Origin of the sequence: Pseudomonas sp. C9 (assembly GCF_002000165.1) — a bacterium.
In the GTDB taxonomy this organism is placed as follows: Bacteria; Pseudomonadota; Gammaproteobacteria; order Pseudomonadales; family Pseudomonadaceae; genus Aquipseudomonas.
Map to the genome: position 1 here is coordinate 1,560,362 of NZ_MPAK01000001.1, position 20,407 is coordinate 1,580,768.

The window sequence follows — 20,407 nt, forward strand, 5'->3', positions numbered from 1 at the left end:
GACGAGGATCAGTCTTGCCGATAAGGCAAGGCGGTCCTCGCCTCCTCGGCATACGCCAACACCCCAACGCGTTCTTGCTGCAGGAAGTCTTTGACCGCTGCTTTCAGGCCGGGATGGCGCAAGTAATGCCAGGAATGCGTGATCACCGGTTCAAACCCGCGAATCAGTTTGTGCTCGCCTTGGGCACCGGCATCAAAACGCTGAAAACCGTTGGCAATCGCATAATCCATACCTTGATAGAAACAGGTCTCGAAATGCAGTCGATCAAACTCGGCCAGACAGCCCCAATAACGACCGTAAAAACTGTCGCCCCCCACCAGACTGAACGCCATGGCCACCGGTCTTGAGCCCTGTTTGGCCAACACCACCCGAATCGATTCCGGCATGCGCTCGGCCAGCAGGCTGAAGAATTCGCGCGTCAAGTAAGGCCTTTGTCGACGTACCGCATAGGTATTGGCATAGCAGGCGTAGACGAAATCCCACTGCGCCTGATCCAGTTGCCGCCCCTCAAGCCATTCGAACGCAATCCCCTGCCCCGCTACCTGTTCACGTTCTTTGCGCATCTGCTTGCGCTTGCGTGAACTCAGGACGTCGAGGAAGTCCTGAAAGTCCCGATAGCCGCGATTTTGCCAGTGGTACTGACAGCCTATTCGCTGCAACCAGCCGGGTTGTTCGGCCAGTGCCGCGTCCGTAAACGCATCGGTGAAATTGATGTGCGCGCTGGAGAGTTCTTCAATCTCCAGATACCCCGGCAAGCTCTTGAGTAACTCGAAACCGTCCTCGACGCTGGCCGCCAGCAGCCGTGGCCCGCTGACCGGGCTGAAGGGCACGGCGGTCAATAATTTGGGGTAATAGTCGATGCCAGCTCGCTCACAGGCATCGGCCCAGGCGTGATCGAACACGTACTCGCCGTAAGAATGCCACTTGCGGTAACTGGGCAGCGCGGCGATCAGCCGATCACCTTCCATGTGCAACAAATGCTCGGGCTGCCAGCCGGAATGCGGCCCCAGACTGCCACTGTCTTCCAGCGCACTGAGAAAGGCGTGGCGCAGAAATGGCTGATTCTCAGGCACCAGGGTGTCCCAGGCCTGGGGTGCGATTTCAGACAGATTTTCCAAACGTTGCAGCGGCATCAACTTCCTCTCCACTTCTTGCGTGAAAGCCTCGCGAGTATCGCTTATCGCCACCGGTTGCACACACGCGTTTCGCCGACAAACGTCCGAAGAAAAAGTTCAAACAGCCTTTTTATCGTCATCTAGACGCCATCACTTCGCCACTGCTTTGTCATAAACCATCGCGATACTGGCGCCTGTTTTTATAGCGCCGGGTTATACCCGGCCACTGTTTTCCGTCCATCAATGGTCGGTTGTGCCCTGGATGGCTCAGTCATCCACTCTCATCTTCGGAGATTGATATGCGTCTTGCTTCCACGAAAACTGCGGCGGCCCTGTGTGGCGGGCTGTTGCTGGCCATGAGCGTTTCGGCCAGCGCCGCAGTCGACGCCAAACTGCTCGACATGCTCAAGGCAAACGGCTCGATTACCACTGCGCAGTACAGTGAACTGCAAGCTGAACTGGCCCGGGATCAGAAAGATCAGCAAATCGCCCGTCAGGCTCAGCAAGAGACCAACGAGCAGATCGCAGCAACCGCGAAGAAAACCACTGAACTGAGCACCTTCGACCAGAAACTGGCGTGGGCTGCCAAGACCCAATTCAAGGGCGACGTGCGCTTCCGTGAGGAAACCGTGCACAACGATGGCGTTCCAAACAACAAAGACCAGGATCGCCAGCGCATTCGTGCCCGCCTGGGTGCCTACAGCGAAATCAACCCGCAAGTCGACACCGGCATCCGTATCGCCACCGGCAACAACGACGATGCCCGTTCCACCAACCAGGACCTGAACAACTACTTCGACAAGAAGTCGATCTGGCTGGACCAGGGTTACGTCGACTACCACCCTGACGCCATCAAGAACCTGCACCTGGTTGGCGGCAAGATGCCACAGCAATGGGTGAGCATGGGCGACATCATCTGGGATAGCGACATCAACCCGGAAGGCCTGGCTGCGACCTACAAATACCCGCTGAGCGGCAGCACCGAGTTGTTCGGTAGCGCCGGTCACTACACCCTCAAGGACAACGTCGACGGTGAAGGCGTGCAGTTCAAGCATGACCTGCGTCTGTACGCCGGCCAGTTGGGTGCACGCTTCGCCATCACCGACAGCATGAAAATGACGTTGGGCGGCAGCATCTACTCGTATGACAACGACAGCAACAGTGCTTGCCCGACCACCGGCACCGTCACCGCGCCGTGCGCACTGGCCGTCAATGGCAACAGCCCGGGCGAAACGTTCAAGCTGTATGAAGGTTTTGGTCAGCTCGACTTCACCAACCTGCCAGTACCGCTTTCGTTGTACGGTCAGTACGTCAACAACAAAGACGCGAGCAACGATCAGGACACTGGCTGGTTGGCCGGCGTCAAGTCCAAGTTCTACGGCTTCGCAGTGGACTACAACTACCGCGACGTCCAACAGAACTCTGTGGTGGGTGCCTTCACCGACTCCGACTTCGCCAACGGCTACACCGGTTCGCGCGGCAGCAAGCTGAAAGTGAGCTACGAGTTGGACAAGAACTTCAACCTCGGCGCCACGTACTTCATGGCTAACTCCGACTACACCAACGCCAGCATCAAGAAGACCGACTCCGACATCAACACCCTGCAGCTGGATGCTGAAGCGAAGTTCTGATTTACCCCGCTACACGACCCGGGCAAGGAAGCCCGGGCCGCTTTTACAGTCTGGCGTGGATGGATTGATCCCCATCATCCGTTCGGTTCATCCACGCGAGCCTGTTTCTTGATCCGCGCGATAAATATCCTCTGCTACGGATTGTCCTTGCGACGCTCGGCAGCGAGACGTTCAGCCAGTGCATCGACGTCTGGTACCGTTTCTTCCGGCATGGCACGCAACGTCGCCTGCATCAGCCGCATCTGACGAATGAACCGCCGGCAATTACGGCAGAACATCAGATGATGGCGAACCATCAACTTCTCGCGAAAGCTCAACTGACCGTCGAGATAATCGCTGGAACGTGCCACTTGTTCCTTGCAGGTCAACATTCCCCTGTCTCCTCAAAATGCTCCACGGTCGCAAATACCTTCAACCGTGCCCGATGCAGCAGCACGCGAACATTGGAGAGCGAGATTTCCAAAAGATTACAGATCTCTTCAAGCTCCAGGCCCTGACGCTCGCGCAGTGACAATACGCTGCGTTGCAGTTCCGACAGGCTGAGCAACGTATGCTCCAGGCATTCGCGCAGCTCGTTTTCGGTCAGCAGTGCTTCCGGGGTGTCCTGGTGCCAGGCAAACGGCGCCACCAGCCAATGACCATCGCCAGACGAGAAACGATCGTCATCAATGGTCCCGTGGGGTGACGGTAGATCATCAAGCAACACCTCGCGGCGATTTTGCTTGTAGCGACCTTTGGCCGCGTTGGCGGTGATGGTCAGCAACCAGGTCTTGAGGCTCGAACGCCCTTCAAACTTGCTCAGGTTGCGCACCACCGACAGCCACGCATCCTGCACTATTTCGTCGGCATGCCGACTGCCGACAATGGCATACGCCACCGCGCGCATGGCGCTCTGGTAGGTGCTGACCAGCTCTTTGAAAGCGCGTTGTTCCCCTGCCAGCAATCGTTCCAGCAATTGCGTGTCATCAGCCGCCATCAAACAGTTTCCTTGTTCTGAACTCGAATTTGACTACAACAGGACGTCACCCAAAGGTTGTCCTGCTGTCATTTCCGAAAGTTACAGCGTCCTGACGGTTTCGAATGTAGGAAATTTCATTACAGCTCAAGGAAAAGGAACACAAACTCTCGCTTAACGCTTACGCAGCAGCACGCTGCCAATCGAGTAACCGGCGCCAAACGAACTGAGCACCGCCAGGGAACCGGCAGGCAGATCATCCTGGTTCTTGTGAAACGCAATCACGGAACCGGCGGAACTGGTGTTCGCGTAAGTGTCGAGAATCACCGGTGCTTCTTCTTCGGTGGCCTCGCGACCCAGCAGTTTCTTGACGATCAGGTGGTTCATGCTGAGGTTGGCCTGGTGCAGCCAGAAGCGCTTCACGTCGCTGACGTTAAGCTGGTTTTCTTCCAGGTGCGTAGCGATCAACTCGGCAACCATTGGGCAAACATCGCGGAATACCTTGCGGCCTTCCTGCACGAACAGTTTGTCCTTGGCACCGATGCCCTCTTCCGCCGCGCGGTTGAGGAAGCCGAAGTTGTTGCGAATGTTGTTGGAGAACTTGGTTAGCAGCTTGGTGCTGACGATGTCGAACTGGTACTTGGACGTCGCCAGGTCTGCACGCTCGATGATCACCGCCGTGGCCGCGTCACCGAAGATGAAATGGCTGTCGCGGTCGCGGAAGTTCAGGTGGCCGGTGCAGACTTCCGGGTTGACCATCAGGATGGCCCGGGCCTGGCCCAGTTGCACGCTGTTGGCGGCCGCCTGAATGCCGAAAGTCGCCGAGGAGCAGGCAACGTTCATGTCGAAACCGAAACCCTGGATGCCCAGCGCTTCCTGGACTTCGATGGCAATGGCCGGGTAGGCGCGTTGCAGGTTGGAGCAAGCGACGATCACACCGTCGATGTCCGCAGCAGTCTTGCCGGCGCGTTGCAAGGCTTGTTCGGCGGCGCCGATGGCCATTTGGCACAGCACCGACCACTCGTCGTTCGAACGCTCCGGCAGGCGTGGTGCCATGCGTTGCGGGTCGAGAATGCCGTCCTTGTCCATGACAAAGCGGCTTTTGATGCCAGAGGCTTTTTCGATAAACGCCGCGCTGGACTCGGTCAGCGCCTCGATCTCGCCACGGGCAATGGCCTGGGCGTTGTCGGCGTTGAATTGCGCGACGTAGGCGTTGAAAGACTGCACCAGCTCTTCGTTGGAGATGCTGTTGGCCGGGGTGTACAGGCCGGTGCCGCTGATGACGACGTTATGCATGGTCGTTTCTCTAATCTGTTCAGGCAGAAAGCATTGGCACCGACGTACCAACACACAAAGGGTCTATTCCCATCCGGGGGACGCAAACCTGGCATCGCTTTATCCCGACCTGCCCGCGGCCGTAGAGGCTCAAAACCGTGGGGCCGGTGTTTATAGGCGCGAAGTTTGCCATAAACGTTAGAATTTGGCGCCTTTTGCTGGATAAAGCACCTTCCTCAAACGCAAGGGCGTATCGGTAGGAGCACGGCTTGCCGGCGATGGCGTCCTTGAGGCCGCCATCGCGAGCAAGCTCAGCTCCTACAACCCGAGGGTTCTACGGTTCGACCTGGGTCCACTGTTTATTCAGGCGCTTGTCGGAGATCGGCACCTTCGTCCCCAATTGCTGAGCGAACAGCGAAACCCGGTATTCCTCCAGCCACCAGCGATAGAGCTCCAGCTGCGGATCGCGTTTGCCTTCCTGGGCATGTTTATTGGCGCGAGTCTGGTACTGGGTCCAGAGGCCGGACAATTCGCCGCTCCACACCCGGTCTTTCTGCACCTGAGCGCCCAGCTTCTCGAAACGCTGCTCGATTGCCTTGAGGTAGCGCGGCAATTCCTTGAGCCACTGCATCGGCGTCTCCCGAACGAAGCCCGGATACACCAGGTGACTGAGCTGCTGCTTGATGTCGTTCAGGGCCACCGCTTGCGCCAGGTCGATCTTGCCCTTGAAGCGTTTTTGCAGGCCATGCCACAGCTTGAGGATTTCCAGTGTCAGCTTTGCCAGACGCTCCGCGTGCTCGGTCCAGCCGCCACGTTTGCGCTCGGCCAACGCCGCCAACCCGGCGCCGTCGCGCGGCAATGGGTCTTCACCGTCGAGAATGCAGCTGTCGAGGCTGGCCAGCAGAATGTCTTCCACCAGGCTATCGACGCGCCCCATGTCGCGGTACATCAGGCCCAGCTCAGTCAGGCCCGGCAACTTACTGCGCAGGAACTTCGCCGGTTCGGCCAGTTGCTGCATCAGCAAACGCTGCAAGGCGCGGCGATGCTGGAACTCGGCTTCGGCCGGCGTCGAGAATCGACCTTCCTTGACCGTGCCGCCCTCTTCCACCAACGCCGGATAAACCGTCATCGACAGCCCGGCGATCTTTTGCTGGGTTTTCTCGGCCACGGCGGCAAAGACTTTCGCCTCCACCGGCTGCTGGCTTTTCGCGGTTTGCGGTACCGCCAACGCCGCCTGACTGGCTTCGGCAAATCGTGCGGTCAGTTCCGCCAGATCACGCCCTTCGCCCAGGAACTTGCCCTGGCCGTCGACGATTTCCAGGTTCATCCGCAAATGGCTGTCGACCTGCTGCGCCGCTTCGGCCCACGCCTCATCGCTGACCCGCGCGCCGGTCATGCGCAGCAATTCACGGCCCAGCGCCAGCGGCAATGAACCCTCGGCGAAGGTCATGCGCTGCAACGCGGCTTTGACGAAGTCCGGCACCGGCACGAAATTCTTGCGTAAAGCCTTGGGCAGGTTGCGCACCAGCGCGATGCATTTGGCTTCGATCACACCCGGCACCAGCCATTCCAGACGTTCCGGCGGCAGCATCGGCAACAGCGGCGCCGGCACCCGCAAGGTCACACCGTCGCGCGGATGATTGGGTTCGAAGTGGTAACTCAGCGCCAGCTCCAGATCGCCGATGTGCAGCGTGTCCGGGTAATGCAGGGCGGTGACTTCGCTGGCCTCGCGAGCCAGCACGTCTTCTTCGCGCATGATCAGCAACTGCGGGTCTTTCTGGCTGTTGATCCGGTACCAGCTGTCGAAGGTCGCCGTCTGGTGGATCTCTGCCGGCAGCCGTGCATCGTAGAAGGCGAACAGGGTTTCTTCGTCGGCGAGGATGTCGCGACGACGGGCCTTGGCTTCCAGTTCGTCGAGTTGTTCCAGCAACTGCGCGTTGGCCGACAGGCATTTGGCTTTGGATTGAATCTCGCCGCGCACCAGGCCTTCACGAATGAAAAACTCGCGCGATACCACCGGGTCAATCGGCCCGTAATGCACCGGCCGGCGACCGACCACGATCAGCCCGAACAAGGTGATCTGCTCGAACGCCACGACCTGGCCGCGCTTCTTCTCCCAGTGCGGTTCGAAGTGGTTTTTCTTGATCAGGTGCCCGGCCAGCGGTTCGATCCAGTCGGCGTCGATCTTGGCGACCATGCGCGCGTACAGCTTGGTGGTTTCCACCAGTTCGGCGGTCATCAGCCATTGCGGGCGCTTCTTGCCGATCCCCGACGAGGGGTGAATCCAGAAGCGTCGCTGGCGGGCGCCGAGGTAATCGCCGTCTTCGGTTTTCTGGCCGATCTGGCTGAGCAGCCCCACCAGCACCGCTTTGTGCAGTTTCGGGTAGTCCGCCGGCTCTTTATTAATGTGCAACTGCATGTCGCGGCAGATCAGGCTCAACTGCCGGTGAGAATCGCGCCACTCGCGCAGGCGCAGGTAGTTGAGGAAGTTCTTGCGACACCAGTTGCGCAACGGGCTGGCCGTCAGCGCCTGGCGTTGTTCTTCGAAACCACGCCACAGATTGACCAGCCCGGCGAAGTCCGAGTCCACGTCTTTCCACTGCGCGTGCGCCTGGTCCGCCGCTTGCTGACGCTCCGGCGGACGTTCGCGCGGGTCTTGAATCGACATGGCGCTGGCGACGATCAGCACTTCCTGCAAACTGCCGAGTTTCGCTGCTTCCAGCAACATGCGGCCCATGCGCGGGTCCACCGGCAAGCGTGCCAATTGACGCCCGAGCGGAGTCAACTGGCTGTTGCGGTCCACGGCCGAGAGTTCTTGCAGCAGGTTGAAACCGTCGCTGATGGCTTTGCCGTCAGGTGGTTCGATAAACGGGAAATCGGTGATCTCGCCCAGGCGCAGGTGCAGCATCTGCAAGATCACGGCGGCGAGGTTGGTCCGTAGGATCTCCGGGTCGGTAAATTCCGGACGACCGATGAAATCGTCTTCGCCATAGAGGCGGATACAGATACCGGGCTCGACCCGACCACAGCGACCTTTACGCTGGTTGGCGCTGGCCTGGGAAATCGCTTCGATGGGCAGGCGCTGGACCTTGGCGCGATAGCTGTAACGGCTGATGCGCGCGGTGCCGCTGTCGATCACGTAACGAATGCCCGGCACCGTCAGCGAGGTTTCGGCAACGTTGGTCGCCAGCACGACGCGGCGTCCGGGGTGCGACTGGAAAATCCGCTGTTGCTCGGCCGGCGACAGCCGTGCGTACAACGGCAGGATTTCGGTGTGCTTGAGCTGGGCCTTGCGCAGCATGTCGGCCGCGTCACGAATCTCGCGCTCACCGGGCAGGAACACCAGCACATCGCCGGGGCTCTTGCGCTCACTGCGTTCGAACGCGGCGATTTCGTCGAGGGTGGCGAGGATCGCCTGGTCCACAGTCAAGTCATCTTCGACGCGGTTGCCCTCTTCGTCCTGCTCCAGCGTCAGCGGGCGATACCAGGTTTCTACCGGGAAGGTACGGCCGGAGACTTCGACAATCGGCGCGTCGTCAAAATGCTTGGAGAAGCGCTCCAGGTCGATGGTCGCCGAGGTGATGATCACTTTCAGGTCCGGGCGACGCGGCAGCAGGGTTTTCAGGTAACCCAGCAGGAAGTCGATGTTGAGGCTGCGTTCGTGGGCTTCGTCGACGATGATCGTGTCGTAGCGTTCGAGGTAGCGGTCATTTTGGGTTTCCGCCAGCAGGATGCCGTCGGTCATCAGTTTGATCAGGGTGTTGGAATCGCTCTGGTCCTCGAACCGCACCTGATAGCCGACCAGCGCGCCCAGCGGCGTCGCCAATTCTTCGGCGACCCGGCTGGCGACGCTGCGCGCCGCAATTCGACGGGGCTGGGTGTGGCCGATCAGGCCATGCTGGCCGCGACCGATTTCCAGACAGATCTTCGGCAACTGAGTGGTTTTACCCGAGCCGGTTTCGCCGGCAATGATCAGCACCTGATGCTTGAGCAGCGCTTCCTTGATTTCGTCGCGCTTGGCGGCGATGGGCAGGCTGTCGTCGTAACGAATCACCGGCAGGCTGGCGCGTCGCGCCAACACCTGATCACAGGACGCCTGCAGGCGCGTCACCCACAGGGCCAGCTTGGCCTCGTCAGGTTTCTTGCGCAGCTCAAGCAACTGCCGCCGCAGCCGGTGACGGTCGGCGAGCATGGCGTGATCGAGGTTTTTCAGCAGTTTGTCGATGGAGGGCGATTCGTCGGTCATCAGGTACGCAATTCAGTCGTCTAGTGGCGCAGGGGGGCGATTGTCGCAGATTTAAAGGACGAACGAGATCCCTTGTAGCGCCGACGTTCGGTTCCGTAGCAGCTGTCGAGCCCCGGCGAGGCTGCGTTCGGCTCCGTAGCAGCTGTCGAGCCCCGGCGAGGCTGCGTTCGGCTCCGTAGCAGCTGTCGAGCCCCGGCGAGGCTGCGTTCGGCTCCGTAGCAGCTGTCGAGCCCCGGCGAGGCTGCGTTCGGCTCCGTAGCAGCTGTCGAGCCCCGGCGAGGCTGCGTTCGGCTCCGTAGCAGCTGTCGAGCCCCGGCGAGGCTGCGTTCGGCTGCGAAGCAGTCGTCATTCGGGCTACCCCGGTTTACCTGAAACACCGCGTGTGCTGATTTTACGACTGCTTCGCAGCCGAACGCAGCCTCGCCGGGGCTCGACAGCTGCTACGGGCGTGCAGGTCTGGTTATTCGTTATCGAGGCCTTTGCGTCGATACGGGAACACATCAATCACCTTCCCCGCCCGAATCGCCTCTTGCAGGCTTTTCCAATAGTCGGCGTTGTACAACTCACCATGCAGCTGATCAAACAGGCGCCGCTGCCCCCAATCTGCAAACAGGAACGGCGGAAACTCCTCGGGAAACACATCCAGCGGCCCGATCGAATACCAGGGCTCGGACGCCATTTCGTCTTCCGGGGTGCGCGGCTGCGGGATGTGCCGGAAGTTGGCTTCAGTCAGGAAACAAATTTCGTCGTAGTCATAAAACACCACGCGACCGTGCCGGGTGACGCCGAAGTTTTTCAGCAACATGTCGCCGGGAAAGATATTCGCCGCCGCCAGTTGCTTGATCGCCAGGCCGTAATCCTCCAGCGCCTCATGCACCTGCGCCTCGTTGGCGTTTTCCAGGTAGAGGTTCAACGGTGTCATCCGTCGTTCGGTCCAGCAGTGGCGAATCAACACGGTGTCGCCTTCGAGCGACACCGTAGAGGCTGCCACGTCGAGCAATTCCTCCAGGCACGCCGGATCGAACTTGCTCAGCGGAAAACGGAAATCGGCGAATTCCTGGGTATCCGCCATACGCCCGACGCGGTCAACGCTTTTGACCAAACGGTATTTCTCGATCACCGTGGCGCGGTCGACGTTCTTCGAGGGCGAGAAGCGGTCCTTGATGATTTTGAACACGGTGTTGAAACCCGGCAGGGTAAACACGCTCATGACCATGCCGCGCACACCGGGGGCCATGATGAATTGGTCGTCGGTGTTGGCCAGGTGATTGATCAGCGCCCGGTAGAACTCGGACTTGCCGTGCTTGTAGAAACCGATCGAGGTGTACAGCTCGGCGATGTGCTTGCCCGGCAAAATGCGCTTGAGGAAACCGATGAACTCCGCCGGCACCGGCACATCGACCATGAAATACGAACGGGTGAACGAGAAGATGATCGACACATCCGCTTCATCGGTGATCAGCGCATCGATCTGAATCCCGCGGCCTTCACGGTGCAGCAGCGGAATCACCAGCGGCCACTGTTCGTCCTGGGTGTAGATGCGCCCGACCAGGTACGCGCCTTTGTTGCGGTAGAGCACCGAGGAAAACAGTTCGACGCTCAATTCCGGGTCCTTGCACACCCAGTCCGGCAGATTCTCGCGCAACTGCGCTTCGAGGCGGCTCAAGTCGCCGGCCAGATCAGCGTAATCCTCACTGAAACGGTAGTCGGCAAAAATGCTCGCGAGCATGCCGGACAACTGGCCCTGGGGTTTGTAGGTGCGGGTTTGCGCGGCGCGAGCCCGGCGCAGGCTTGGGCGGGTGGTGTGGATGAACATGCAGCCGTCGCTGATCAGGTCATGGCTGAACAAGCCGCAGAAGATCGAGTTGTACCAGGTCTCGGACAGTTCATCGTCGAAACGCAGGTCGATCAGCGTGATGTACGCGCTTTTGACCAGCGGCCAGCAACTGACGTCCAGCGTGTCGGCGTCAAACGCGATGCGCAGGCGCTCGACCGTTTCGCCGACTTTCTCTTCGTAAAGATTGATCCGCGCCGCCGACGCGATTTGCGTCTCCTGCCACTGGGCCTGTTCGAAGCGGGCCCGGGCGCCGTCGGTAATCTGACGGAAATGCTCGCGGTAATCGTCAAAGCCATCGAGGATCATTCGGGCGATATCGGCGGCTGGCCATTGCTGCGGCATGGTGAGACCTCTGCGGGAATTTGCGAGCCCTGAGCTTAGCCAGTGAACCGGGTCGAGGAGAAGCGTAATTTTCGGCCCGGATTGATTGCTCGTTTTTCGGTTGCCATCAATCGGGCGCTCGGCAACACTCTCGTCCCGATCAAGGAAGGAGTGCACCGTGAGCCCCGTCGATATCGTTCGTTTACTGTCACTGGCGGCCATTTGGGGTGCGAGCTTTCTGTTCATGCGCATCATCGCCCCAGTGATTGGCACAATCCCCACGGCTTTTTTCCGTGTGTCGATTGCCGCCGTCGGCCTGCTGGTGATTGTCGCGTTGATGCGCATCAGCTGGGATTTCAAAGGCAAGCTCAAGACCGTGATGCTGCTCGGGGTAATCAACTCCGGGATTCCAGCGACCCTGTATTCCGTGGCCGCCCAAGTGTTGCCGGCCGGGTACTCCGCAATCTTCAACGCCACGACGCCGCTGATGGGCGTGCTGATCGGCGGGTTGTTCTTCCATGAAAAGCTCACCGCGGCCAAGCTCGGCGGGGTGTTTCTCGGGCTGCTCGGAGTTGGCGTGCTGACCCGTGCGGGCCCGGTGGCGTTCGACATGCAATTGCTGATGGGCGCCCTCGCCTGCCTGATGGCCACGACGTGCTATGGCTTCGCCGGCTTTCTCGCCCGCCGCTGGCTGGACCAGGCCGGTGGTCTCGACAGCCGTTTGTCTGCGTTGGGAAGCATGCTGGGTGCGACGCTGTTTCTGTTGCCGTTGTTCGGGTACAGCGCGATCAGCCAACCGCCGGCGAGCTGGGGTGGCTGGAATGTCTGGTTGTCGTTGCTTGGGTTGGGGCTGGGATGTACCGCGCTGGCGTACGTCATTTACTTCCGGTTGCTGAGCTCGATCGGGCCGGTGAGGTCGATGACCACGACCTTCCTCATCCCGCCGTTCGGGGTGTTGTGGGGCGCGTTGTTGCTGGATGAGCCGCTGTCCATGGCGCATATCTATGGCGGGGTGTTGATTGCGGCGGCGTTGTGGCTGGTGTTGAAACCGGCCAAAAAGGTAACCCAGTAATTTTGTGGTGCTGCTGATGACGCCATCGCGGGCAAGCCCGCTCCCACAGGGTTGGGTATTGAACACAGAATCTGTGCACGACACCCATCACTGTGGGAGCGGGCTTGCCCGCGATGGCGTCAATTCAGACACTACAGAGGTGAATCGCTAACCTCCCCATCCACCAACCGCCGAATCCCCAGCGGATTGGCGTTCTGCAACGGCTCAGGCAGCATCGCATCCGGGTAATTCTGGAAGCACACCGGCCGCAGGAATCGATCGATCGCCAGCGTCCCCACTGACGTTCCCCGCGAATCGGACGTGGCCGGGAACGGCCCGCCATGCACCATCGCCTCGCACACCTCGACCCCGGTCGGATAGCCGTTGAGCAAAATCCGCCCGACCTTTTCCTGAAGCGACTCCGCCAGCCAGCGGTACTCCAGCAACTCCCCGGCCTCGCCAATCAGCGTCGCCGTCAATTGCCCGCGCAATCCGTGCAACGCCGCCGCCAACTGCGCCCGATCTGCAACTTCAATGACGATAGTCGTCGGCCCGAAGACTTCTTCCTGAAGCAATCCATCGCCCTTGAGCAACAGACTGACATCCGCCTTGAATATCTGCGGCTGCGCCTGATTGCCCTCTTGCGGTCGGCCCGCCAGATGCATCACCCCCGGATGTTCATGCAACTCTGCGAGCCCTCGGCTGTAGCTGACCAAGGCACCGGCATTGAGCATGGTCTGCGCCGGTTGCTGGTTCATGCTCGCGCAAAAGGTTTCCAGGAAGGTGCTGAACTGCGGCGAACGCAGGCCAATGACCAGGCCGGGATTGGTGCAGAACTGACCGCAACCCTGGGTCACCGAACCGGCGAGTTGTGCGGCGATTTGCTCGCCGCGTTCCGCCAGCGCTTCGGGCAACAGGAACACCGGGTTGATGCTCGACATCTCGGCAAACACCGGGATCGGTTGCGGGCGGGTCGCGGCCATGTGGCTCAGGGCATTGCCGCCCTTGAGCGAGCCGGTGAAGCCCACCGCCTGAATCGCCGGGTGCTTGACCAGCCACTCGCCGACGCCCCCGCCGTAGATCATGTTGAACACGCCGGCTGGCATTTCGGTGCGTTCGGCCGCCCGGATGATGGCGTCCGCTACCCACTCAGCCGTTGCCATGTGACCGCTGTGAGCCTTGAACACCACCGGGCATCCGGCGGCCAAGGCCGACGCGGTATCGCCGCCGGCCGTGGAGAACGCCAGCGGAAAGTTACTCGCGCCAAACACGGCGACTGGCCCTAAAGCGATGCGGTACTGACGCAGGTCCGGACGCGGCAACGGCTGGCGGTCCGGCAGTGCCCGATCAATTCGCGCACCGTAGAAATCCCCGCGACGCAGGACCTTGGCGAACAAACGCATCTGCCCGCTGGTGCGCCCCCGCTCCCCCTGAATGCGCCCGGCCGGCAGCGCGGTTTCGCGGCACACGGTGGCGACGAAATCATCGCCAAGTGCATCGATTTCGTCGGCGATGGCGTCGAGGAAGCGAGCGCGCTTTTCAGCGCTCAGGTTGCGGTAGACCGGGTAAGCGGCGGCCGCAGCGTTGGCGGCGGCGTCCACTTCGGCTTCGGATGCCTGAAAGAACGTGCCCGGCAGCGGTTCGCCGGTGGTCGCGTCGAGGCTTTGCAGTTGCAACGTGCCGTTGGCGCTGCGGCGACCGCCGATGTAGTTGTGTCCCAGTGGCAATGTCATGAAGGGTTCCTTTTGAAAGGCTTAAAGCGCACGCACCTGACCGATGGCCAATGGCTGGGCACTTTCGCCGATACCGTTGACTAAAGGCGCGCCAAACTCGTCGAGGCTGATCTGGAAACGATCCCCCGGCCGGGTTTTGACCCCATCGGCAAACGACAACGTGGCGGTGCCGAAGTAATGCACATGGACATCGCCAGGGTGCAAAAACTGCGCATATTTGAAGTGGTGGAATTCAAGGTTGGCGAGGCTGTGGCACATGTTGTCTTCGCCGCTGAGAAACTCCTTCTCCCAGATCGTTTCGCCGTTGCGCTTGATCCGGCTGGTACCTGTCAGGTGTTTGGGCAGCTCACCGATGCGCAGTTCCGGCCCATAAGAACAGCAACGCAACTTCGAATGCGCGAGGTACAGGTAATTGCGCCGTTCCATCACATGGTCAGAGAACTCGTTGCCCAGCGCATAACCGACGCGATACGGCTGGCCGTCATCGCCGATGACATAGAGGCCGGTCAGCTCCGGCTCCTCACCGGCATCTTCAGCGAACGGCGGCACCGGGAAGTCCGCCCCGGGGCGCACGACGATGCTGCCGTCGCCTTTGTAGAACCACTCCGGTTGCGCGCCCACCTCACCGGCCGCCGGTTTGCCGCCCTCAAGACCCCACTTGAAGATGCGCATGGTGTCGGTCATGCCGGCTTCGACTGCGCCGTCATGCTGGTGCATTTTGTCCCGCGCCGAAGCACTGCCCAGGTGAGTCAGGCCGGTGCCGCTGATCAGGCAATGGGCCGGGTCTTCGTGGTCCAGCGGCGGCAGGACGCTGCCTTGGCGCAATAGCTGCGCATAGTCCGGGCCGGGCTCGGTGCCGCGCAGGGCCACTTCTTCTTGCAGGCTGCGCTGGCCGCGGATCGCCGCGAGCGCCAGTTCGCGAGTGTTGCGGGTGTCGCGCAGCACCTGAATCTGTGCCCCATCAACCAGGCCAACCTGGCGCTGCCCGGCGGTGTTTTCAAATTGAATCAGGCGCATGACGGCCTCCAGAAAGTCGGGGATGGCGCCGCAGGCATGCGACGCCTCAAGGTCACTCGATGATGTTGAAGTCACTCAGGTATTCATCGGAGATTTCCAGGCCCAGGCCCGGCGTGTTGTCGTCGAGCTGGATGTAACCGTTGACCGGTTGAGGCTCGCCCTTGAATACGTAGTAAAAGAGTTCGTTGCCGACTTCGACGTCGAATACCGGGAAGAACTCGGCCATCGGCGAGGCGGTGGTGGACATGGTCAGGTGATAGTTGTGCATCTGCCCGGCATGAGGAATGACCGGCACCGACCAGGCTTCGGCCATGGCGTTGATTTTGCGTGCGGCGGTGATGCCGCCAACGCGGTTGGTGTCGTACTGGATCACGTCGACGGCGCGGCGTTCCAGCAGGTCTTTGAAACCGTAAGAGGTGAATTCATGCTCGCCGCCGGAGATCGGCATGATCCCCATTTTTTTCAGCTCGATGTAGCCTTCGATGTCGTCGGCGATCACCGGTTCTTCGAGCCAGCGCGGTTCGAATTCGGCGAGTTTGGGCAACATGCGCCGCGCATATTCCAGGGTCCAACCCATATAACACTCAAGCATGATGTCGACATCGGGGCCAGCCAGATGACGCAACGCGCGCACTTGCTCGATGTTCTTGCGCATGCCCGCCGGGCCGTCTTTCGGGCCGTAGCCAAAGCGCATCTTCAGCGCGGTGAACCCCTGATTCAGATAACCCTGGGCTTCTTCGAGGAACAGGTCGAGGTTGTCGTTGGCGTAGAGCTTGGAGGCGTAGGTCCAGATTTTTTCCTTGGTGCGTCCCCCGAGCAACTTGAACACCGGTTTGTTCACGGCTTTGCCCATGATGTCCCAGATGGCGATGTCGATCGCCGAGATCGCCGCCATGCCGATGCCTTTGCGCCCCCACGCGTGGCTCTGACGGTACATTTTCTGCCAGATGTATTCGTTGTCGAACGGGTCTTCGCCGATTGCAATCGGTGCCAGGTAGGTGTCGATGATTTCCTTGGCCACACGTGGCGCGAGGGCGCAGTTACCGATGCCGACCAGACCGGTATCGGTCTCGACTTCCACCACCAGCCAACCGTGAAAACGGAACGAGCCCATGGCATCGCCACGCTCGAACAGGATGTCGCTGGCGTTAGTGCAGAAGTGCGCCTGAGGCGGAACGACTTTGCCTTTCCACTCAAAAACGCGGGTACGGATTGCTTTGATTTTCATGAATACAGTTCCTTGCGCTGCCGGCTTCTTGTAGTTGTCAGGTCGTGTACGCAGAGCCGCTCGGGGGCGGGTTCCGGGCATTCGATGGAGCGACTTTAGCCAGCGCTCGGGGGGCGCGGATAATCACTTATGCGTATCCGGCGATAACCTGGGGTGATCGCTAAAAGTGTTTTTCAGATAGATAAAGTTATCGACCACACACAAACAACTGTGGGAGCGGGCTTGCCCGCGATAGCGGTAGTACAGACACTTTGGTAGTGACTGTCAGACCGCCATCGCGGGCAAGCCCGCTCCCACAGGGTCCAGGGTGGACAGGGGATTTATGATGTTGAGATCAGGGATCAGTAGTTGTTGGCGCCCATCCGGCACGCGATCTCGAACGCCTGCCGAATCGCCCCGACATTCGCCTTGCCCTGCCCCGCGATATCAAATGCGGTGCCATGCGCCGGGGTGGTAATCGGAATCGGCAAGCCGCCCTGCACCGTCACGCCGCGGGAGAAGCCCATCAACTTGATCGCGATCTGGCCCTGGTCGTGATACATCGTGACCACCGCGTCGAAGGCACTGGCATCGCCCTGCACCTTGAGGAAAATCGTGTCCCCCGGGTACGGCCCTTCCGCCGCAATCCCTAACGCCTGAGCGGTCCGCACGGCGGGGCCGATGATGTCCAGTTCTTCGCGTCCGAACGAACCGTTGTCGCCGTTGTGCGGGTTCAATCCACACACGCCGATGCGCGGCTTTTCCAGGCCATTGCGCTTGAGCGCGGTGTCGATCAACTGAATCGCTTCCACCACCCGCGCCTGGCTGAGCAGGCCCGGCACATCGGCCAAGGCGACGTGGGAGGTCACGCGTGACGTCCAGAGATTGTCGAGTACGTTGAACTCGCAGAACGGCCCGTGAAAATCCAGCAGTTCGGCGAACCAATGCAATTCATCGCTGTGGGCCATGCCGGCCATGTGCAGCGAGGTCTTGTTCAGCGGCCCGAACAGCACGGCATCAGTGATACCGGCCTCGGTCAGGCGCAAGGCTTTCTCCAGGGTATCGAGGCTGTAGCGACCGCCGATGTCACTGGCTTCACTGCGTGCGAATTCGCCGACCGTGTCGCCGCGATAGTCATAGAACAGCGGCGTGTCATCGACGAACGACAGTTGCTCCAGCGACTCCACGCGACGGTAAGGAAACTCCATCCCGGCGATGCGCATGCCGCGACGCATTTCTGCCTCGTCGGCGATCAGGATCACATTGGCCTGACTGCGCACCTGGGGTTCGGCGAGCAGGCGTGCGATCAGTTCCGGGCCGATGCCCGCCGGGTCGCCCAGGACCATCGCGATGGTGGTTTTGTTCATGCTTCACTCCTCAAGGGTTCGGGCCATGTCCGGTCAATGGCGCAAGGCTCGCAGCGATAAACCTGCTGCGCATTGCTGTAGAAAAGACGTTGCTGATCGGCACTCGGAAAATCGGCAACGATGGATTTGAAACCGCTGTAGATGTCGTCGAACGAGCCGCACAGGCTGTCCACGGGGAAGTTGCTGGCGAACATCGCGCGGTCGCAGCCGAACATCGCTATGACTTCGCGCACGATCCAGGCGTTGTCCTTGGCGCGCCAACGCTGACCGCCCTGCCCCAGGCCGGAAATCTTCACCCGCACGTTCGGCCACTGCGCCAGCCGCGCCATCGCCAGGCGCCAACCCGCCAGGCCTTCGGCACTGCGGTCGTTGGGCAATCCGGCGTGGTTGAGAATCAGCGTGGTGCCGGGAAAATCCCGGGCCAGGCGTTCGGCTTCATGCAAATTCCACCAAGGCGTCTGTAAGTCGAAATGCAGGCCCAGGCCTTCGAGCACGGCGTAGCTGCGGCGCCAGTGTTCGTCGCTCATCAGGCTGCGCACGTGCCCAACCTGCTCCGGTGCGATAGGACCGCCAGGCTTGTGGCGTACGCTGCGCACACACTTGAAACCCGCTTGTTCGGTCAGCACTGCGATGGCGTCCGGATGGTCGAGCCAGGCTTGTGCGACGATCGCGTTCGGCACGCCATAGCGAGCGGCCAGTCCCTCGATGAAACGGGTTTCGCCAATCGGGTCTTGCGGGTTCCATTCGGTCTCGACATACACCGTTTGCACGACGTTATGGGCACCGGCATCGGCGAAGTAGTCATCGGGAAAATAGCGACGCTTGATCGCGCTGTAATCACCGTAGCGAAATGGGATGTTGGCCTCAGGCGCCAACCAAGGATGGTCATTGATCGCCGGGTCCCAGAAATGGTGATGCGCGTCTACGATCGGGCCGTCCCACAACTTAGTCATGACGCACCTCATCCAGGCTGATAAACAATGTGGCCAACACGAAGACCGCCGAGCACGCCGCAAAGAACCCCAGCACCGGCGCGAAACCGCCGGCCATTTGCACAATGACGCCCACCAGAATCGGCACCGCGATACCGCCCGTGCTGCCGGCCATGTTCATCACGCCGCCGATCAAACCGACCCTGGCCGGGGCTGCCAGCAATGCCGGAAAGCTCCAGTAAAGACTGCCCCACATCAGGAAATACGCCGTCATGGCCAGCAACGCCACGGCGGCAAAAGGATCGCTCAGGGTCGGCAGCAACAGGAACGCTCCCAACGCCACGACACCGGAAAACGCCAGCAGACTCTTGACCGCCACACCGCGGCTCACACCTTTGCGAATCAGACCGTCGCAGAGGAAACCACCGGTCAACGACCCCAACGCACCGCAGATGAAAATCACGAACGTCGCCTCGCCAATGCCCTTGATATCGAAGCCGCGAGCCTGCGCCAGGTAACTCGGGCCCCAGGTCAGCAAGCCGAAATAGACCATCGCCCAACTGGCGCGACCGATCAGCAGCCCCGTCAGTGAACGGGCCGCGATGCCCAGGCCCTTGACCGGCGCACGGGCGGCTTCGGCAGCCGGTGTGGCGCGTCCGGCGTTGATCTTCTCCAGCTCCTGGGCATTCACTTGCGGATGTGTGGCCGGGTCATCGCGCAGATAACGCCGCGCCAGCCAGGCCAGTACCAGAGTGGCGATGCCGGCAATCACGAAGGCCAGGCGCCACGAGTCCAGCGAAGCAATCAGGTAGGCAATGATCAAACCGCCCAGGGCCACGCCCAACGGGCTGCCACTGTCCATCAATACCGCGCCGCGACTGCGCTCACTCGGCGCCAGCCACAGGGAAATCAGTTTGCCACCCGAAGGAAATAGAGGCGCTTCGGCGGCGCCCAACGCCACCCGGGCAAACAACAATGACAAGCCGCCCGTGGCAAACGCCGCCAGCACCTGAAACGTGCCCCACAAACCGGTGGACCAACTGATGACCCGGCGCGGGCCGAAACGGTCGATCAGCCAGCCGCCAGGTATCTGCAACAGCGCATACGCCCAGAAAAAGCTGCTGAGGATCAGCCCTTGCAGGCTCGGCGACAGGGAAAATTCATGGGCAATGGTCGGCATCGCAATGGACAGCGACACCCGGTCGATCAGGTTGACCATGGTCAACGCAAAAATGATCGCAAAGATCCGCCAGCGCACGCTACTGGCTTTGATGGTGCCGGTGAGCGGAGTTGCGGCTGCCGGTGACTGAGCACCTGCGCCGGGCAGATGCAGGGAAGCACTGGAACGAGCCATGGTGCGTACCTCGATTTTTTATTTTTGTGGTGACGACATTGCCGCTGCCTGGCGGCGTTGGTGAGCACTATCGAAGGCTCAGTGATAACCGTCTAATCAAAACTTGAAATCAGGCGATAGCCTTGAGTTATGGCATACCCCTGCTTTCAGACAGCTTTCAATGAGTATCGCCTTTTCGACTTTTCTCGAAAAAGGCTCTGGCGCAAAGTCTTGTGCGATAGTCGCCACTTTCATTGACCGGACCTATAACCCCAGGCTATCGGTGTATGTATTGTTTTGACTAGACGCGGAGCCGGAGGCTTCCCACACTCGGGCCAGGCTTGCAGCTTTACCGCTCCGACAAGTCACTCATAACAACTACAAAAA

General features: G+C 60.5%; 14 protein-coding genes. 2 read left to right on the forward strand and 12 right to left on the reverse strand.

Annotated features, from left to right (window positions below):
- Positions 1-8 precede the first annotated feature (8 nt).
- Positions 9-1,133, reverse strand: coding sequence for a GNAT family N-acetyltransferase (locus BMS17_RS07385; protein WP_077430697.1), 1,125 nt, complete (start codon positions 1,131-1,133; stop codon positions 9-11).
- Between the two features lie 281 nt (positions 1,134-1,414).
- On the opposite strand from BMS17_RS07385, the gene BMS17_RS07390 reads away from it, so the two are divergent.
- Positions 1,415-2,746 carry a putative porin gene (locus BMS17_RS07390; RefSeq protein ID WP_046033329.1) on the forward strand — a complete coding sequence of 444 codons (1,332 nt, stop codon included), beginning with the start codon at positions 1,415-1,417 and terminating at the stop codon, positions 2,744-2,746.
- A gap of 134 nt (positions 2,747-2,880) precedes the next feature.
- Here BMS17_RS07390 and BMS17_RS07395 read toward each other — a convergent pair whose 3' ends face one another.
- From BMS17_RS07395 to aceK, 5 genes are all read right to left on the reverse strand, one after another.
- Positions 2,881-3,117 (reverse strand): anti-sigma factor, encoded by a 237-nt coding sequence (locus BMS17_RS07395; protein ID WP_046033328.1) that lies wholly within the window; start codon positions 3,115-3,117, stop codon positions 2,881-2,883.
- Positions 3,111-3,725: an RNA polymerase sigma factor gene (locus BMS17_RS07400; protein ID WP_046033327.1), complete on the reverse strand. Its 615-nt coding sequence runs from the start codon at positions 3,723-3,725 to the stop codon at positions 3,111-3,113. The genes BMS17_RS07395 and BMS17_RS07400 overlap by 7 nt, the downstream gene beginning before the upstream one ends.
- Positions 3,726-3,875: 150 nt before the next feature.
- Positions 3,876-4,997 (reverse strand): beta-ketoacyl-ACP synthase III, encoded by a 1,122-nt coding sequence (locus BMS17_RS07405; RefSeq protein ID WP_046033326.1) that lies wholly within the window; start codon positions 4,995-4,997, stop codon positions 3,876-3,878.
- Positions 4,998-5,310: 313 nt separating this feature from the next.
- Positions 5,311-9,222, reverse strand: coding sequence for an ATP-dependent RNA helicase HrpA (hrpA, locus tag BMS17_RS07410; RefSeq protein ID WP_077430698.1), 3,912 nt, complete (start codon positions 9,220-9,222; stop codon positions 5,311-5,313).
- A gap of 460 nt (positions 9,223-9,682) precedes the next feature.
- Complete coding sequence (aceK, locus tag BMS17_RS07415) at positions 9,683-11,401, reverse strand: bifunctional isocitrate dehydrogenase kinase/phosphatase (RefSeq protein WP_046033324.1); 1,719 nt, start codon at positions 11,399-11,401, stop codon at positions 9,683-9,685.
- A gap of 157 nt (positions 11,402-11,558) precedes the next feature.
- On the opposite strand from aceK, the gene BMS17_RS07420 reads away from it, so the two are divergent.
- Positions 11,559-12,452, forward strand: coding sequence for a DMT family transporter (locus tag BMS17_RS07420; protein ID WP_046033323.1), 894 nt, complete (start codon positions 11,559-11,561; stop codon positions 12,450-12,452).
- A gap of 131 nt (positions 12,453-12,583) precedes the next feature.
- Here the strand turns inward: BMS17_RS07420 and BMS17_RS07425 are convergent, their stop codons facing one another.
- The 6 genes from BMS17_RS07425 to BMS17_RS07450 all read right to left on the reverse strand — a co-directional run bounded on the left by BMS17_RS07425 (position 12,584) and on the right by BMS17_RS07450 (position 20,041).
- Positions 12,584-14,164, reverse strand: a complete 1,581-nt coding sequence (locus BMS17_RS07425; protein ID WP_077430699.1) for an aldehyde dehydrogenase (NADP(+)) — start codon at positions 14,162-14,164, stop codon at positions 12,584-12,586.
- A gap of 21 nt (positions 14,165-14,185) precedes the next feature.
- Entirely contained in the window at positions 14,186-15,181 is a 996-nt protein-coding gene (araD1, locus tag BMS17_RS07430) for an AraD1 family protein (protein ID WP_077430700.1), read from the reverse strand.
- A gap of 52 nt (positions 15,182-15,233) precedes the next feature.
- Positions 15,234-16,409, reverse strand: coding sequence for an L-rhamnonate dehydratase (locus tag BMS17_RS07435; RefSeq protein ID WP_046033320.1), 1,176 nt, complete (start codon positions 16,407-16,409; stop codon positions 15,234-15,236).
- 341 nt (positions 16,410-16,750) lie between these two features.
- The gene (locus BMS17_RS07440) at positions 16,751-17,755 is read right to left on the reverse strand and encodes a 4-hydroxythreonine-4-phosphate dehydrogenase PdxA (RefSeq protein ID WP_077430701.1); all 1,005 of its coding nucleotides are present in this window, start codon (positions 17,753-17,755) and stop codon (positions 16,751-16,753) included.
- The gene (locus BMS17_RS07445) at positions 17,752-18,708 is read right to left on the reverse strand and encodes an amidohydrolase (RefSeq protein WP_046033318.1); all 957 of its coding nucleotides are present in this window, start codon (positions 18,706-18,708) and stop codon (positions 17,752-17,754) included. The genes BMS17_RS07440 and BMS17_RS07445 overlap by 4 nt, the downstream gene beginning before the upstream one ends.
- Positions 18,701-20,041 carry an MFS transporter gene (locus BMS17_RS07450; RefSeq protein ID WP_077430702.1) on the reverse strand — a complete coding sequence of 447 codons (1,341 nt, stop codon included), beginning with the start codon at positions 20,039-20,041 and terminating at the stop codon, positions 18,701-18,703. Before BMS17_RS07450 ends, BMS17_RS07445 begins: the two co-directional genes overlap by 8 nt.
- Positions 20,042-20,407: the final 366 nt, after the last annotated feature.

Bases quoted from the DNA above. Each gene is read 5' to 3' on its own strand.
- BMS17_RS07385 (WP_077430697.1), bottom strand. From the start codon at position 1,133: ATGCCGCTGCAACGTTTGGAAAATCTGTCTGAAATCGCACCCCAGGCC.
- BMS17_RS07390 (WP_046033329.1), top strand. From the start codon at position 1,415: ATGCGTCTTGCTTCCACGAAAACTGCGGCGGCCCTGTGTGGCGGGCTG.
- BMS17_RS07395 (WP_046033328.1), bottom strand. From the start codon at position 3,117: ATGTTGACCTGCAAGGAACAAGTGGCACGTTCCAGCGATTATCTCGAC.
- BMS17_RS07405 (WP_046033326.1), bottom strand. From the start codon at position 4,997: ATGCATAACGTCGTCATCAGCGGCACCGGCCTGTACACCCCGGCCAAC.
- hrpA (WP_077430698.1), bottom strand. From the start codon at position 9,222: ATGACCGACGAATCGCCCTCCATCGACAAACTGCTGAAAAACCTCGAT.
- aceK (WP_046033324.1), bottom strand. From the start codon at position 11,401: ATGCCGCAGCAATGGCCAGCCGCCGATATCGCCCGAATGATCCTCGAT.
- BMS17_RS07425 (WP_077430699.1), bottom strand. From the start codon at position 14,164: ATGACATTGCCACTGGGACACAACTACATCGGCGGTCGCCGCAGCGCC.
- araD1 (WP_077430700.1), bottom strand. From the start codon at position 15,181: ATGCGCCTGATTCAATTTGAAAACACCGCCGGGCAGCGCCAGGTTGGC.
- BMS17_RS07435 (WP_046033320.1), bottom strand. From the start codon at position 16,409: ATGAAAATCAAAGCAATCCGTACCCGCGTTTTTGAGTGGAAAGGCAAA.
- BMS17_RS07440 (WP_077430701.1), bottom strand. From the start codon at position 17,755: ATGAACAAAACCACCATCGCGATGGTCCTGGGCGACCCGGCGGGCATC.
- BMS17_RS07445 (WP_046033318.1), bottom strand. From the start codon at position 18,708: ATGACTAAGTTGTGGGACGGCCCGATCGTAGACGCGCATCACCATTTC.
- BMS17_RS07450 (WP_077430702.1), bottom strand. From the start codon at position 20,041: ATGGCTCGTTCCAGTGCTTCCCTGCATCTGCCCGGCGCAGGTGCTCAG.